This is a genomic window from Luteimonas sp. 9C (genome assembly GCF_902506295.1).
Lineage (GTDB): Bacteria > Pseudomonadota > Gammaproteobacteria > Xanthomonadales > Xanthomonadaceae > Luteimonas.
In genome coordinates this window covers 1,157,798-1,172,249 of the sequence record NZ_LR733312.1, presented here as the reverse complement: position 1 = coordinate 1,172,249, position 14,452 = coordinate 1,157,798, and the positions used below count along the sequence as shown (strand labels likewise).

The window sequence follows — 14,452 nt, the reverse complement described above, 5'->3', positions numbered from 1 at the left end:
CACGCGGTCGGCGCGTGCCGCTAGGGGCGACACCACGATGATCTCCAGACTCCGGAACAACTTCCGCCTGACCATCATCACCCTGTTGGGGTTGGTGACCGCGGTCGTGCTCGGGAGCTTCCTCGTCTGGCGGCTTGCGCGGGGCGACTGGGGCGTCGCGGCACTCGACGGCGCCGTGGTGCTCACGATGATCGCGGTCGTGCGGCTGGCCTGGCGCGAGGAGCGGACCGAGCGCGCGGGGGCGTGGATGGCGGTGCTCAATTCCGGCTTCGCGATGCTGGCGTGCCTGACGCTCGGGCAGACCGCCAGCGGCTGGGTCTATGTCGTCCTGATGACCAATTTCTACCTCGCGCCCCTGCGCGTGGCGACCTGGAGCGGTGCGGCGCTGCTGTTGACCGCTTCGGTGACGTTGCTCTGGCGCGACATCGGTCCGTACCACATCAGCACCCTGGTGACCTGGTCGCTGGTCTACGCGTTTTCGCTGGTGTTCGCGCGGCGCCTGCGCACCCACAGCACCTCACTCGAACTGCTGGCGAGTCTCGACCCGCTGACCCGCATTCCCAATCGCGGCATGCTCGAAGCGGACCTGCGCCATGCAATCGCGACCGGCCGGAACGGCCGGGCAGGCCTGCTGATCCTCGACATCGACCGCTTCAAGGCAGTCAACGACACCTTCGGCCACGCCGCGGGCGATGCGGTGCTGATCGATCTGGCTGCGCTGCTGCGGGGCGAGTTGCGCCAGGGCGATTCGGTCTACCGTTTCGGCGGGGAGGAATTCGTGATGCTGCTGCCGCTCGATTCGGAGCAGGCGCTGACGCGCGCGGCGGAGCGGGTGCGCGATGCCGTCGCGTCGCGTGTCGTCGGGCCGGGCGGTCGCATCACCGTGGCAGTCGGCGGCGCGATGCTGTCGGCCGAACGCGACTGGCAGGACTGGTTCGCGCGTGCGGACGCGTCGCTGTACCAGGCCAAGCGGGCAGGCGGCAACGCGATCCACATCGCCGAGCCGCTCTGAGGCAGATCTTCGATCAGCTGCGTCCGGCGTGCTGCGCGACGCCGTCGGCGTCGTCCGCTTCCCAGGCATGATCCACTACACGCACCTGCGCGGCGCGGACCCGGCGTACGGCCGCCAGCCTGCGGCGCCAGCGCATCGCCGCACCCGCGATTGACAGCAGGGCCAGGCCGACCGCGACGACGAAGATCCAGGGCGCAAGTGCGGCGAGCGGCGAGAGGATCGAGCCGGCGGTATTGCGCACGGCGAGGGCGAAGACCGCGCCGGTGATCAGGATGTAGACCGGCAGGACCAGTACACGCCAGAGGGTACGGGGCGCGATCATGTGAGCTCCTGCCGTGCACCGGCCGGGTCGACGCCCACCACCTCGGCGGCGTCCGGCAGCCCGCGCAAGCTGCGGAAATGTGCAGCGGCCGAAGGGCGCGCGGTATCCCAACCGATCGCCCGCGGCATCCGCTCCCATTGCGCGCGCAGCACCGGCTCGAGCTCGTGCCAGTCGGCGTCCGGCAGATCCGCATGCGCGGCACGCGTCATCTCCGCGAGGATCACCGGGTTGTAGGCAGGCAGCGGCATCGGGGCGTCAGGACACGGGTGGGAACGGAGTCGACAGTAGGCAGCGGCGCGCCAAACCGCCGTGAAGCGATGGCGCCTGCAACGGAACATTCAGTTTCCGCTGGCTCCGTGACAGATCGCTACCTACCATGGGGACAACGTGCAGCACGGGCCGGACCGGCCTGTCGCTGGAATCCACAGTCGTCCGGGGAGGATGGCGGGCCGGGCATCGTGGCCGGCTGTCGTTGAAAGGGAGTCCGATGGTCCGCTATCTCACATTCGCAGTCTGCGTCGCGCTGGCCGTGGTCTCGATCGTCATGGCGGTGCTGCACCAGGCACTGGGCTGGTCGCTCGCAGCGATTCCGTTCGTCGCACTGTCGGTGCTGGGCACGGTCGACCTGCTGCAGACGCGCGCGACCCTGCGTCGCAGCTATCCGCTGACCGCGCACTTCCGCTATGGGCTGGAAGCATTCCGGCCCGAGATCCGCCAGTACTTCATCGAGGACGACCAGGACGAGGTGCCGTTCTCGCGCCAGCAGCGGGCGCTGGTGTACCAGCGGGCGAAGAACGTCAGCGACGTCGTGCCCTTCGGCAGCGAGCTGCCGATGTACGGCACGCAGTACGAATGGATCAACCATTCGCTGGTGCCTGCGCACGCTGCGTCGTTCGATTTCCGGGTTCCCGTCGGCGACGAGCGCGCGCAGCCGTACACGGCCAGCGTGTTCAACATTTCGGCGATGAGTTTCGGCTCGTTGTCGGCCAACGCGATCCGTGCGCTGAACCTCGGCGCGAAGCGCGGCAATTTCTATCACGACACCGGGGAGGGCGCGATTTCGCCCTACCATCGCGAGCACGGCGGTGACCTGGTCTGGGAAATCGGGTCCGGCTATTTCGGCTGCCGCGATGCCAAGGGCCGCTTCGACGAAGACCTGTTCGCGCGACATGCCGCGGACCCGCAGGTGCGCATGGTCGAACTGAAACTCTCGCAAGGCGCCAAGCCCGGCCATGGCGGCATGCTGCCCGGCGCCAAGGTCACGGCGGAAATCGCCGAGACCCGCGGCATCCCCGTCGGCGTGGATTGCGAGTCGCCGGCCGCGCATACCACGTTCTCCACACCGCTCGGCCTGCTGGAGTTCGTGGACCGCATGCGCACGCTGTCGGGCGGCAAGCCGGCGGGCTTCAAGCTGGCGATCGGGCATCCTTGGGAATGGTTCGGCATCGCCCGCGCCATGCTCGACAGCGGCATCCTGCCGGATTTCATCGTCGTCGACGGCGCCGAGGGCGGCACCGGCGCTGCTCCCTCGGAATTCATCAACCACGTCGGCCTGCCGCTGCAGGAGGCGCTGATGCTGGTGCACAACACGCTGGTGGGCATCGGCCTGCGCGACCGCATCCGCGTGGCCGCGGCAGGCAAGATCACCAGTGGCTTCGACATCGCGCGCACGCTCGCGATGGGCGCGGACTGGTGCAACGCGGGACGCGGTTTCATGTTCTCGCTGGGCTGCATCCAGTCGCGCACCTGCCATACCGACCAGTGTCCGACCGGCGTCGCCACGCAGGATCCCGCGCGCTGGCGCCTCCTCGACGTGCCGGACAAGGCCAATCGCGTGTTCCATTTCCACCAGAACACGCTCAAGGCGCTGCGCGACATGATCGGCGCGGCCGGGCTGGAGCATCCGATGCAGATCGGGCCCGAGCACATCCTGCGCCGTGTCACGCCGACCGAGGTGCGATCGCTGGCGGCCCTGTACCGCTTCCTGGAGCCGGGCGAACTGCTGACCGGCGTGCCCGAGCACGCGGTGTTCAAGACGTTCTGGCCGAGCGCGCGGGCCGACAGCTTCGCGCCGCCGGCGCGGGCGTCGGCGATGCACGTGGCGAAACGGACCCACTGACGCGCCGCCGGCGCGTGCCGGTCAGTCGAGCAGTGCGAGCAGGCGCTCGGTCGGGCGTCCGATGACCGCGCGCTCCCCATGGACGAGGATCGGGCGTTCGATCAGCTCGGGGTGGCGGACCATCGCATCGATGATCGCAGCGTCCTCGAGCGCCGCGTCGTCGAGTCCGAGCGTGCGATAGGCGGCCTCGCCGGTCCGCAGCAGGGCGCGCGGCGCGAGGTCGAGGCGGCGCAGCAGCGTGCGCAGCATGTCGGCATCGAGGGGGGTGTCGAGATATCGCACGACGTCGGCCTCGATGCCCCGCGTCTGCAGCAACTCGAGCGCGGCGCGCGACTTCGAGCACCGCGGGTTGTGCAGCAGGGTCCAGGTGCCGGTCATGCCGGTGGCGGATCCGCAGCGGCCGCGGCCCCGCTGTAGCGTGCGACGACGGCGGTCGCGGTGACGTCGGCGGTGGTGTTGGCGACGGTGGCGAACGCGTCGGGCAGGGTGTCCACGGCGAGCAGCACGCCCAGCGGTTCGATGGGCAGGCCCATCGCCTGCGTCACCGGCAGGTTGTTGGTCATGAAGCTCACCTGGCCCGGCAGACCGACCGACCCCATGCTGATGACGATGCTCAGGCCGACCGCGATCGCGAGCTGCGCCGGCCCCAAGGCTGCGCCGTACATCCAGGCGATGAACACCACGACGCTCAGGTACTGCGTGGGGCTGGCAATGCGGAACAGCGACACCGCCATCGGCAACACCAGCGAGGTGACCGCAAGCGGATAGCCCAGACGGTTGCGTGCGCTGTCGATCATCACCGGCAGCGACGCGAGCGAGGACTGCGTGCTCGCGGCGATCGCCTGCACCGGCAACAGCGCCGCGGCGAAGCGCGGCAGCCGCTCGCCGGCGGCGACCACCGCGACGCCGTACATCAGCAACGTGATCGCCACGTACAGCACGCACTGCAAGGCGATGTAGTAGCCCAGTGCGGTCAGCACGCCGAGGCCGACGTGCGCGCAGACCGCGAGCACCAGCGCGAACACCCCGACCGGCGCGGCCCACAGCACCCAGCGCACGACGACGATCATCGCGTCGCCGATCGTGCGCACCAGATCGAGCATGCGCTCGCGGCGGGCGGGCTCGAGCCGGGTCAGCGCGAAGGCGAAGAACATCGAGAACACCACCAGCGGCAGCATCGCGCTGGCGGCCGCGGCGGCGATCGCGTTGCTCGGAATCACGCTGGTGATCCACAGACCGAAGCTCGGTGCCTGCGGCAGCACCTCCGGCGCCTGGATCGCGGCGCGGAACGCGGACACCAGCGCCTCGTCACGCGGCACCAGCGCCAGCAGGGCCGGTGCGGCGATCGCGGCGAACGTGCCGCAAACCGCGAGCAGGATCGCGAAGGTCGCCATCGCCAGGCGCGCGTTGCGCCCCGAGGCCGCGGCATCGGCCGCGCCGTTGATGCCGACCACGACGAGCGCGGCGACCAGGGGCACGACGGTCATCTGCAGCGCGTTGAGCCAGAGCTTGCCGATCGGCTGCGCGAACTCGGCCACCCGCAGCGCGGTGTCGGCGTTCCAGGCCGCGAGCGAGAGACCGACCACCGCGCCGGCCAGCAACGCCAGCAGCACGCGGACGGAGGCGGGAAGGGTGCGACGTGCGGGCACAGCTTCGGTCATGGCGCGCGGCCGGTGCGGAGGACTGCGGCAGCATGCCATGCGGCGCAATCGCCACGCGCCCGACGCTGCATCAGACGCATGTGTGCAGGTCCAGCGCGAGCGTGTCGCGGTGGCCGTCGACGAATCCCGTGCGCAGATACAGCGCCTTCGCGCGCGGATTGTGGTGGTGCACTTCCAGCCGCAGGACCGGCACGCCCCAGCCGTGCGCGGTCGCGCGTGCGATCGCCAGGGCCTGGGCGCCGAATCCGCGGCCGCGGGCGGCCGGTGCGAGATAGAGCTCGTCGAGCAGGGCGTGATGGCCGCCCTGTTCGAGACTGAAACCGCGGGTCAGCGCCAGGTAACCCTCGGTGCCGTCGGCGCCGAGCAGCAGCAGCGCGCCGCAGCCCGGATCGGACAGCAATGCCGACACCGCGCGCGGTGTGGCGACATCGTCGAAGTGCAGCCGGTCCTCGATGTAGAACGCCCGCATCATCGCGAGCACCGCGGGCAGATCGTCGAGTGTGGCGACACGCGAGACCAGCGGCGTCGCGTCGCTCATCGCGACAGCGCCGGCAGCTGCCAGGCGGCCTGCAGCCGTGCGTACTCGACCTCGGGCAGCAGCACGAAGCGCGGTGTGCGCGCGGGATCCAGCCAGCCCAGCAAGGTGTCCATCGCCGCGTCGGACATCGCGGTGCAACCGGCCGTGGTCTCGTCGGGACGGCGCAGCAGATGGGCGAAGATGCAGCTGCCGCGGCCGGCTTCGCCTTGTCCGTTGTGCTCGATGACGAAGCCCTGGCGATAGCGCACGTCGCCGTCGTTGTGCAGGTCCAGGCGCATGCGTTCGCTGGAACCTTCCATAGCGGCTGCGCCGACGTCCTGCGCGTCGACGATGCGGTTGTAGAGCGGCGAGGCCGGCACGTCGATGCAGTAGTGCGAGGCCTGCATCGGCAGGTACGGCAGCGCGCCGACACCGGTGGGTGCGTAGCCGAACGCTTCGCCGATCGCGAACACCCCGGCCGGCGCACGGCCGTCGCCTTCGCGTTTCTGCGGTGCGCCCGTCTGCGCCGGATGCAGGCCGATGCCCCAGCCGCTGCCGCTGCGGCCGAGCATCACCGGCTCTGCATCACCCAACGCGCGCCACACGCCATCACCGTCGCGCTCGAAGCGCCGCATCCGCGCCTGCGCCGCGTCCCAGTCGGCGGACGTCACCACGACGAGCTGCTGCGCGCCTGTCAGCGGTGCCGCCGCCGGGGATCGCGTGGTGCCGCAGGCGGCGAGCAGGAGGGTGGCGAGCAGCAGCGCGGCGGCTGCGGCGCATCGACGGAATCGGGGCATGGCGGAAGCGTCCTCTGGCGTCATGACGGAAGGCGGCGGGATGCGGTCGCGCGGCAGGTGTGCGCCTGCCGGCGCGACACGCTGCCCATGGCGTTCGGGCGCGAGCGGCTGCGCGCATCCGGCACGGTACTTCGAGCGCGGTGCTGCCGTCCGCAGGTCATCCGGCAATGGGCTCCACGCCGCGGATCGACACGATGCCCAGTCCCGGCGCATCGCCGATCGAGATGTCCGCATCGTCGAACGACACACCGCCCTCGACCGGATTCCATGCGCACAGCGACGGCCCGTCCAGATCGACCTTGGTGATGATGTCGGACTTCGCCACCGCCAGGTGCGCGGCCGCGGCGACGCTGATACTGGTTTCGATCATGCAGCCGATCATGCATTCCACGCCGTGCAGGCCGGCGATGTCGGCGAGCTTGATCGCGTTCGACAGCCCGCCGGTCTTCATGAGTTTGATGTTGACGATGTCGGCCGCGCGCACGCGGATGAGTTCGATCAGTTCGACCGGGCCGAACACGCTTTCGTCCGCCATCACCGGCACGTGCACGCGATCGGTCACGTATTTGAGACCTGCCAGATCGTGCGCCTTGACCGGCTGCTCCAGCAGTTCCGGTTCGATGCCGGCATCTTCGAGCTGGCGCATCGCATGCACGGCCTGCTTCGGCGTCCAGCCCTGGTTGGCGTCGAGGCGCAGCAGGGCGCGACCGTCGACCGCGGCGTGGACCGCACGGATGCGGTCGAGGTCCACGCCCGGATCCTGGCCGACCTTGATCTTCAGCGCGCCGAAGCCGCGGTCCACTGCCGACAGCGCGTCGGCGACCATTTTGTCGATCGTGTCGACGCTGATCGTGATGTCGGTGCGGATCACCGGATGGCCACCGCCGAGAATCCGGTACAGCGACGCGCCATGCAGCTGCGCGAACAGGTCGTAGAGCGCGATCTCGACGGCGGCCTTGGCGCTGGTGTTGCGTTCGAGCGCGGTCTGCACCAGCCGTATCAACATGTTGAAATCGGCGAGGTCGCGACCGACCAGCCGCGGCGCGATGACGGTCGAGATCGCTGCGACGATCGAGCCGTGCGTGTCGCCGGTGATCACCGCGGTCGCTGCGGCCTCGCCGTACCCGGTGTGGCCGGTGTCGGTGTGGATCGACACGATGATGTCGTCGACGCTCTCGACGGTGCGCAGCGCGGTCTTGAACGGTGTCTTCAGCGGCACGCGCACCATGCCCAGCTGGATGTCGGTGATTTTCATGGGAGTCCGACGGGGCGCGCGTGTCAGCGCACGCGCTGAATGCTGGTGATGCGGTCGATGGTGGTGCCATCCTCGCCCGACAGCATCGGCGTCACCGGCGTGACCACGACACCGTTGAGCGGCAGGCGCGCGATTGCACCGTCGCCATCGCGCACGCTCATGCCGGCGGTGTCGTGGATCACCCAGGGCTCGCCGTCGACGTGGCCGATGACCAGCATCACGTGGCCCGGAATGAACACCATGTCGCCCACGTCGGCTTCGCGCAGCAGCTGCAGGCGCTGCGCATGCGGCAGGTCGGCGGGCACCTCGATGCGGTTCAAGACCGGACTCGTCGCCTGGGCGCTGGTGTTGCGCGGCAGCAGGATGCCGACGCTGCGGTAGATCTCCGACACGAAACCGCTGCAGTCGCGCGCGTTGTAGGCGTGTCCCCAGCCGTAGCGTTCGCCGAGGAACTTGAAGGCCTGGCGGATCAGGGTCGCGCGGGTGTGGGGCAGCGCAGCGTCGGCGACATCGGCCGACGCCGGCAGCAGTGCGGGCAGGAACGACAGCGCGCCATCGTCGCCACGCACGGGCAGTTCGACGATGTGGCCGAATGCCGGCAGCTGGCCGTGCAGGGCGCGAGCCGGGTCCCAGTCGGCGCGCGGTACGCGCACGCCCATGTCGAGCTGCACGTCCGACACCGCAGGCGCCTGCGGCGTGAACACCGTGTGCGCCGTCGCACCGGCGACGACGACGCCATCGGCTGCACGCGACGCGTAATCCGCGACCACGTCACGCGTGCCGATCGCGACGTGCCGGGCGTCGACCCACGCGCGGTAGCGCTCGCTGACCACGAACAGCCACTGCCCGTCGCGGCTGGCGTGCAGCACGGCGACCGGTGCGCCGGGGAACAGGGCGTCTTCCTGGAAGCGGTCGATATCGATGTCGTCGGGCCGGCTGAAGATACGGGTCGCGGTCGGAAACGCGCGCAGGTCCGCGCGGCGCACGACGAGGCCGAAGCGCGGCGTCACCTGCGCGGGCAGGGCATCGAGCGCGAGCATGTCCATCCACGCATCGAGCGTCGCGGCCTCCACCGGGCCGTCGACGGTGAAGCGTGGCGCGGTGGGGCGCTTCGAAAGGGCAGCGATCCAGCCGGTCACCGTGCGCCGGTCAAGGCGATCGGGCAGGGCGAGCGGATCCTGGATCGACGCCTCGTTGCGACGCATCGCCGCGTTCTGCGTTTCGATCTCGGCGGCATCGAGGATGACGGCATCCGGCGCGTCGAGTCGCGCGATCCAGAACGCGGGCGACTGCATCGCCGGGGTGAGTCCGGGAATCGCGTGCGCGGGCGGCGCGGCGTGTGTCGCGCCTGGCGCAGGCAGCAGCGCCGCGAGCGCCAGCACAGTGGCGTACGTGCAGCGCAGGGCAAACGGGGACAGTCGATTGAAACGCATCGCGGCTCCTGCGGCCATGCGCATGCGAGCGCGCACCGGCCTGCGGTCGAGTCACGAGAATAGGTGTTTTACGCGTCAGGACAAGGCGGATGCGCGCATTGACATCGATTCGCCACGGGTGGTAATCACGTGCATGCCCGTTCGGTCAGGGGGCCCTGCGGGGCGGCCGGGTTGCTTTCGATCTCGGCCCGCGCCGGTGCGATCCGCGTGCGCGTGTGCCGTGTCGCCACGCCACCCGGGGAGTCCGTTTCGCATGTCCTGCCAATCCGTTCCGCTTCCATCCGTCCTCCGTCTGCTGGGTGTTGCGCTGCTGCCGGCACTGTCGACGCCTGCGATCGTGCATGCGCAGGCGCCGACCGCCGACACCCGCGTCAGCACGCTCGACCAGGTGCAGGTCACCGGTTCACGCATCGCGCGTACCGATATCGAAGGCCCGGCACCGGTGACCGTGATCACCGCCGAGGACATCCGGAAGCAGGGCTTCAGCACGGTCTGGGAATCGCTGGGGACCTTGACGCAGTTCACCGGCAACACGCTCAACGAAACCGACCAGACCGGCAACTCGCCCAACGGGCAGTTCATGAACCTGCGCGGGCTCGGTCCGGGCTATCAGCTCATCCTGCTCAACGGGCAGCGACTCGCCGACTATCCGCAGCCCTATGGTTCCAACGGGACGGCGGTGAGTCTAGGCAGCATCCCGGCCGCGGCGATCGAACGCATCGAGGTCATGAGCGGTGGCGCGTCGGCGATCTACGGCTCCGACGCGGTCGCCGGCGTGGTCAACATCATCACCCGGGAGAACTTCAGCGGCGACACGATCCGCCTGCGCGCCGGCACGACGACGCAGGGCGGCGGCGACACCGGCCTGTTCCAGTGGACCGGCGGGCGCACCGGCGATTCCTGGAGCCTCACCTATGCGCTGGAGCGGCTGGATCGAGAGGAGATCGTCGCCGCGCAGCGCGATCTCACCTATCGGGCGCATCCGCAGTACCGCAGCAATCCCGCGCGACCCACCGCGTCGATCAGCGGCGTGTATCTCCGCGCCGGCCAGACCTATCTGTGGCCCACCGACGCCGGCGCGCTGTCGTCCACCGAGCAGGCGATGCGCGATGCCTGCGCCGCGACCAATCCGGATTTCGTGCCCTTCCATTCGGCGGCGTCGGTGGCCACGCCGAACCGCTGCGGCGCGCTCGACTACTACAACGCGCGCTCGATCCAGAACGCCTACGGCAAGACCTCGGCGTACGTGTCGGGCAGTGTCGACTTCAGCGACCGCCTGACCGGCTACGCGCAGCTGCTCGGCAGCGATGCCCACGACAAGAGTTCCAGCCAGACGCACTACTACATCGGCGAAGGCCCCTTCACCGTGCGCGATCCCGAGCTGGGCCTGGTGACCGCGCAGCGCATCTTCCTGCCCGGTGAAGTGGGCGGGACCAAATACATCGAGTACGACGAGCGCGCGTGGTCGATCAACGCCGGTCTGCGCGGCACCCTGGCCGACGGCCGGTTCGACTGGGACGTGAGCCTGACCTCGTCGCGTTTCGAGATCACCACCACACGCCCGCGCTTTCTCACCCGTGCGGTGCGCGACTACTACATGGGTCCGGTGCTCGGGATTGCGCCCGACGGCAACGAGATCCGCGAGTTCCATACTGACCGCCTGTTCGCGCCGGGCTCGGCGGCGCTGTACGACCGGCTCACCACCACCGTCGTCAGCGACGGCGTCTCGAAGTCCGATCAGGCGCAGTTCGTCTTCAGCGGACCGCTGTTCGATCTGCCGGCAGGGCCGTTGCAGATGGCCGCGGTAGTGGAGGCTGCGCAGCAGGACTATTCGCTGACGCCCGACCCGCGTACGACCGTCGACTACACCGGCCCGGACCGCGTCTACAACCTCACCAGCACGCCCGGCGGTGGCCCCCGTGACCGCTTCGCGCTCGGTCTCGAATTCCGCGTGCCGGTGTTCGACAGCCTCGACGCCACGCTCGCCGGCCGCTACGACAAGTACGACGACATCACGTCCGTCGACGATGCCGTGACCTGGCAGGCCGGCCTGGAATGGCGCCCGTTCCGCAACCTGCTGCTGCGCGGCGCCCATGCAACGAGCTTCCGTGCCCCCGACCTGCTGTGGATCTATGCCGGCACCACCGGCTCCAACCCCTTCGTCGACGACGAATACCTGTGTCGCCTCAACGGCATCGCCGCCGAATCGCCGGAGTGCAACGCGGCGTTCAATTACCAGACCTTTCTCACGCAGTCGTCGAATCCGCTGCTCGAAGAAGAAACGGGCACGTCGACGACGCTGGGCGTGGTGTGGGATGTGCGGCCGAACCTGTCGGCGAGCCTCGACTGGTACCGCATCGAACTCGAAGGCCGGGTGCAGGCATTGTCGAACAGCTACTACCTCGAACAGGAAGCCAACTGCCGACTGGGGCAGGACCGCACCGGGGCCGCCGTCGACACGACGTCGCAGGCCTGCCGGTTCTACGCGGGCGCGGTGGAGCGCGTGGTGTCCGACCTCAATCCGGACGGTCGGATCACCCGCTTCGCGACGTACCCGATCAACGCGTCGTTGATGCGCACCGAAGGCCTCGATGCGGCACTGCGCTACGGCGTCGACCTGGGCGGATGGGGCGATCTGAACCTGCAGGCGGGCTACACGCACGTGCTGGCATTCGAGATCGCCGAGTTCGGTGACGAAGCGCCACGCGATGTGCGCAGCACCGTCGAATACAACAGCCAGCGCAGCCGCGCCAACTGGCGGGCCAGCTGGTCCACCGATGCCTGGAATACCAGTCTTTACGGCTATCGCTACGGCAGCCGGCCGAACTACAACGGCAACGTGTTGCCGGGCCGCACGTCGGGCTATGTGATCTGGAATGCGGACGTCTCGCGCCGCATCACCGATGACGTGACGCTCGGCATCAGCGTGCTGAACCTGCTCGACGAGATGCCGCCGCGCGATGATTCGCACACCGCGTGGCCGTACTTCGCCAGCAGCTACAGCGCGATCGGACGCCAGGTGTTCGCCAACATCACGTTCGATTTCTGACCCGTGCCGCGGATGACCCGATGCGGTTGGCTGCTGATCTGTCTCGCAGTGACGGGCCAGACGTACGCGCACGATCGGGCGGTCGACCCTGCGCGCCTCGAGGCCATGGTCGACGCCGCGGTCGCGCGTTACGACCTGCCCGGGATCGCGGTCGGCGTGATCGTCGACGGCGAGGTGGTACTGCGCCAGACACGCGGCGAGCTGCAGGCCGGGCAGGGCGCACGGGTCGATGCGGCCACGCTGTTCAAGATCGCGTCCAACAGCAAGGCAATGACCGCCGCGGTGCTGGCACGTCAGGTCGATGCGGGTCTGCTGCGGTGGGACGACCCGGTGATCCGGCATCTGCCCGGGTTCCGCATGGCCGAGGGCTGGGTCACGCGCGACATCCAGGTGCGCGACCTGTTGATCCACAACAGCGGTCTCGGCCCGGGCGCCGGGGATCTGATGCTGTGGCCGTCACCGAACCGCTTCACGCGTGCCGAGGTCGTCCACGGGTTGCGTTACCTGCGGCCGCGCTGGAGTTTCCGTTCGCGCTATGCCTACGACAACACGCTCTACATCGTCGCCGGTGAGGTCGCGGCCGCCGTGGGCGGCATGCCGTTCGACGCGCTGGTGCGGCGCGAGGTGTTCGAACCGCTCGGCATGACGCGCTGCCAGGCCGGCCGCTGGTCGCGCGATGGGGTCGGCAACGTCGCCCAGCCGCATGCGCGCATCGACGGTCGCAACGTCGTGGTACGCGCCGATGCGGCCACGATTCCCGACGAGCCGATGATGGCAGCCGGCGGACTGCGCTGCAGTCTCGACGACATGCTGCGCTGGGCGCAGGCATGGCTCGAAGCCGGCGCCGTGCAGGCCGAGCGCCCTTGGCTGTCGCAGGCGCAGCGCGCAGCCGCGTGGACGGCGCACACGCCGATGCCGCTCGGCGCACGGATGCGCGCCTGGGATCGCAGCCACTTCTCTGCCTACGGATACGGCTGGCGGCTGACCGATGTCGACGGCACCTCGAAGGTCTCGCATACCGGCACGCTCAAGGGCATGTACTCGGCGCTGACGCTGTTGCCCGAGCGCGGTGTCGGCATCGTCGTGCTGATCAACGGAGATGCGGACGACGCGCGCACGGTATTGATGCAGGCGCTGGTCAAGCAGTTCACCGGTGCGAGCGGCCCGCATGACGTCGCGTACTACGCCGCTCTGCTCTCGACGGAGCGTGCGGACAGGGGCACGTCAGCGGTCGACATGCGCACGCCTGCACGTGCGCCGACCGCGGCGGAGACTACGAACGTCGCCGGACGCTGGCGCGATGCGTGGTTCGGCCGCATCGACGTGTGTCCGCGCGGAAGCGGGCTGACCTTCGCGTCCGAGCGCTCGCCGAAACTGCAGGGTGATGTCGTCGCCGTCGACGATCGCCTGCAGGTGCGATGGCGGGATGTCGACGTCGATGTCGACGCCTGGCTCATCGCAACCCCGGCGCGGGGCCGGGCGACCGCGCTGCACATGGCCAGGGTCGATCCGGACGCGGACTTCAGCTACGACTTCGAGGATCTCGCGTTCGCACGCGAAGGCGATTGCCCGTAGCACCGGAGCGTTCGGGATCGAGATCGCCACACACGAAAAACCCCTGCATCGCTGCAGGGGTTTTCGCTTGCAAATGGCGGAGCGGACGGGACTCGAACCCGCGACCTCCGGCGTGACAGGCCAGCATTCTAACCAACTGAACTACCGCTCCAAGGCGCGAGATTCTACATGAAACGCCGGGCTTGGGAAGAGGCTGCACGCACTTTTTTTCATGGCGTCCGGCCACGCGACCAGACGGGCTGCAGACGACGCTCTGCGCGCGCGTTCTTTCCTGCAGGCCCGCACGCGACCGGGCGCCGTTGCACCTTGCGCAGGTCATCGTCGCTGGATGTCGATAGGCGGGCTGGCGCGCGTCGCCGCCATCGGTGGGCGTGTGACTTGCCACAGCCCGACACGCGCGATCATGTATGTGCCCGGCTGGCGTGCGACGTCGTGCGGCGGATCAACGTATCCATCGTCCAGGACCGGTGCGATACCGAAAATCATCGCCCACAAAAAACCCCGCATCGCTGCAGGGTTTTTCGCTTGAAGAATTGGCGGAGCGGACGGGACTCGAACCCGCGACCTCCGGCGTGACAGGCCAGCATTCTAACCAACTGAACTACCGCTCCGCGCTTTGAAACTCTTGGTGGGTGCTGAGGGTTTCGAACCCCCGACCCTCTCCGTGTAAAGGAGACGCTCTACCGCTGAGCTAAGCACCCATGCGGAACAA

Annotated in this window: 12 protein-coding genes and 3 tRNA genes; 4 read left to right on the top strand and 11 right to left on the bottom strand. The window is 69.0% G+C overall.

Features of this window, described 5'->3' with window-relative positions:
- The first annotated feature begins 37 nt into the window (after positions 1–37).
- Positions 38–1,012, top strand: coding sequence for a GGDEF domain-containing protein (locus tag CURTO8I2_RS05180; RefSeq protein ID WP_159679252.1), 975 nt, complete (start codon positions 38–40; stop codon positions 1,010–1,012).
- Between the two features lie 13 nt (positions 1,013–1,025).
- Here the strand turns inward: CURTO8I2_RS05180 and CURTO8I2_RS05175 are convergent, their stop codons facing one another.
- Positions 1,026–1,334, bottom strand: a complete 309-nt coding sequence (locus CURTO8I2_RS05175) for a hypothetical protein (protein WP_159679251.1) — start codon at positions 1,332–1,334, stop codon at positions 1,026–1,028.
- Entirely contained in the window at positions 1,331–1,582 is a 252-nt protein-coding gene (locus CURTO8I2_RS05170; RefSeq protein ID WP_159679249.1) for a hypothetical protein, read from the bottom strand. The genes CURTO8I2_RS05175 and CURTO8I2_RS05170 overlap by 4 nt, the downstream gene beginning before the upstream one ends.
- 239 nt (positions 1,583–1,821) lie before the next feature.
- On the opposite strand from CURTO8I2_RS05170, the gene CURTO8I2_RS05165 reads away from it, so the two are divergent.
- Positions 1,822–3,453, top strand: a complete 1,632-nt coding sequence (locus CURTO8I2_RS05165; protein WP_159679247.1) for an FMN-binding glutamate synthase family protein — start codon at positions 1,822–1,824, stop codon at positions 3,451–3,453.
- 21 nt (positions 3,454–3,474) lie between these two features.
- Here CURTO8I2_RS05165 and arsC read toward each other — a convergent pair whose 3' ends face one another.
- From arsC to CURTO8I2_RS05135, 6 genes are all read right to left on the bottom strand, one after another.
- Entirely contained in the window at positions 3,475–3,831 is a 357-nt protein-coding gene (gene arsC, locus CURTO8I2_RS05160; protein ID WP_159679245.1) for an arsenate reductase (glutaredoxin), read from the bottom strand.
- Entirely contained in the window at positions 3,828–5,114 is a 1,287-nt protein-coding gene (locus CURTO8I2_RS05155) for a cation:dicarboxylase symporter family transporter (RefSeq protein ID WP_159679243.1), read from the bottom strand. Before CURTO8I2_RS05155 ends, arsC begins: the two co-directional genes overlap by 4 nt.
- Before the next feature lie 70 nt (positions 5,115–5,184).
- Positions 5,185–5,652 (bottom strand): GNAT family N-acetyltransferase, encoded by a 468-nt coding sequence (locus CURTO8I2_RS05150; RefSeq protein WP_159679241.1) that lies wholly within the window; start codon positions 5,650–5,652, stop codon positions 5,185–5,187.
- Positions 5,649–6,428: a hypothetical protein gene (locus CURTO8I2_RS05145; RefSeq protein ID WP_159679239.1), complete on the bottom strand. Its 780-nt coding sequence runs from the start codon at positions 6,426–6,428 to the stop codon at positions 5,649–5,651. The genes CURTO8I2_RS05150 and CURTO8I2_RS05145 overlap by 4 nt, the downstream gene beginning before the upstream one ends.
- Positions 6,429–6,585: 157 nt before the next feature.
- Positions 6,586–7,683, bottom strand: a complete 1,098-nt coding sequence (locus CURTO8I2_RS05140) for a dipeptide epimerase (protein WP_159679237.1) — start codon at positions 7,681–7,683, stop codon at positions 6,586–6,588.
- 23 nt (positions 7,684–7,706) lie between these two features.
- Positions 7,707–9,116 (bottom strand): SH3 domain-containing protein, encoded by a 1,410-nt coding sequence (locus CURTO8I2_RS05135; protein WP_159679235.1) that lies wholly within the window; start codon positions 9,114–9,116, stop codon positions 7,707–7,709.
- Between the two features lie 253 nt (positions 9,117–9,369).
- Between CURTO8I2_RS05135 and CURTO8I2_RS05130 the strand changes: the two genes are divergently transcribed.
- Entirely contained in the window at positions 9,370–12,165 is a 2,796-nt protein-coding gene (locus tag CURTO8I2_RS05130; protein WP_159679233.1) for a TonB-dependent receptor, read from the top strand.
- Between the two features lie 48 nt (positions 12,166–12,213).
- Complete coding sequence (locus tag CURTO8I2_RS05125) at positions 12,214–13,740, top strand: serine hydrolase (protein WP_236551003.1); 1,527 nt, start codon at positions 12,214–12,216, stop codon at positions 13,738–13,740.
- A gap of 74 nt (positions 13,741–13,814) precedes the next feature.
- On the opposite strand, the gene CURTO8I2_RS05120 is transcribed toward CURTO8I2_RS05125, so the two are convergent.
- The 3 genes from CURTO8I2_RS05120 to CURTO8I2_RS05110 form a co-directional block, all read right to left on the bottom strand.
- Positions 13,815–13,891, bottom strand: a tRNA-Asp gene (locus CURTO8I2_RS05120).
- 383 nt (positions 13,892–14,274) lie between these two features.
- Positions 14,275–14,351: transfer RNA gene (locus tag CURTO8I2_RS05115), tRNA-Asp, on the bottom strand.
- Between the two features lie 15 nt (positions 14,352–14,366).
- A tRNA-Val gene (locus CURTO8I2_RS05110) sits at positions 14,367–14,441 on the bottom strand.
- Positions 14,442–14,452: the final 11 nt, after the last annotated feature.

What these genes read in the sequence shown, in the direction of transcription:
- CURTO8I2_RS05145 (WP_159679239.1), bottom strand. Translation starts at nt 6,428, where the DNA reads ATGCCCCGATTCCGTCGATGCGCCGCAGCCGCCGCGCTGCTGCTCGCC.
- CURTO8I2_RS05170 (WP_159679249.1), bottom strand. Translation starts at nt 1,582, where the DNA reads ATGCCGCTGCCTGCCTACAACCCGGTGATCCTCGCGGAGATGACGCGT.
- CURTO8I2_RS05150 (WP_159679241.1), bottom strand. Translation starts at nt 5,652, where the DNA reads ATGAGCGACGCGACGCCGCTGGTCTCGCGTGTCGCCACACTCGACGAT.
- CURTO8I2_RS05165 (WP_159679247.1), top strand. Translation starts at nt 1,822, where the DNA reads ATGGTCCGCTATCTCACATTCGCAGTCTGCGTCGCGCTGGCCGTGGTC.
- CURTO8I2_RS05155 (WP_159679243.1), bottom strand. Translation starts at nt 5,114, where the DNA reads ATGACCGAAGCTGTGCCCGCACGTCGCACCCTTCCCGCCTCCGTCCGC.
- CURTO8I2_RS05135 (WP_159679235.1), bottom strand. Translation starts at nt 9,116, where the DNA reads ATGCGTTTCAATCGACTGTCCCCGTTTGCCCTGCGCTGCACGTACGCC.
- CURTO8I2_RS05175 (WP_159679251.1), bottom strand. Translation starts at nt 1,334, where the DNA reads ATGATCGCGCCCCGTACCCTCTGGCGTGTACTGGTCCTGCCGGTCTAC.
- arsC (WP_159679245.1), bottom strand. Translation starts at nt 3,831, where the DNA reads ATGACCGGCACCTGGACCCTGCTGCACAACCCGCGGTGCTCGAAGTCG.
- CURTO8I2_RS05130 (WP_159679233.1), top strand. Translation starts at nt 9,370, where the DNA reads ATGTCCTGCCAATCCGTTCCGCTTCCATCCGTCCTCCGTCTGCTGGGT.
- CURTO8I2_RS05140 (WP_159679237.1), bottom strand. Translation starts at nt 7,683, where the DNA reads ATGAAAATCACCGACATCCAGCTGGGCATGGTGCGCGTGCCGCTGAAG.
- CURTO8I2_RS05180 (WP_159679252.1), top strand. Translation starts at nt 38, where the DNA reads ATGATCTCCAGACTCCGGAACAACTTCCGCCTGACCATCATCACCCTG.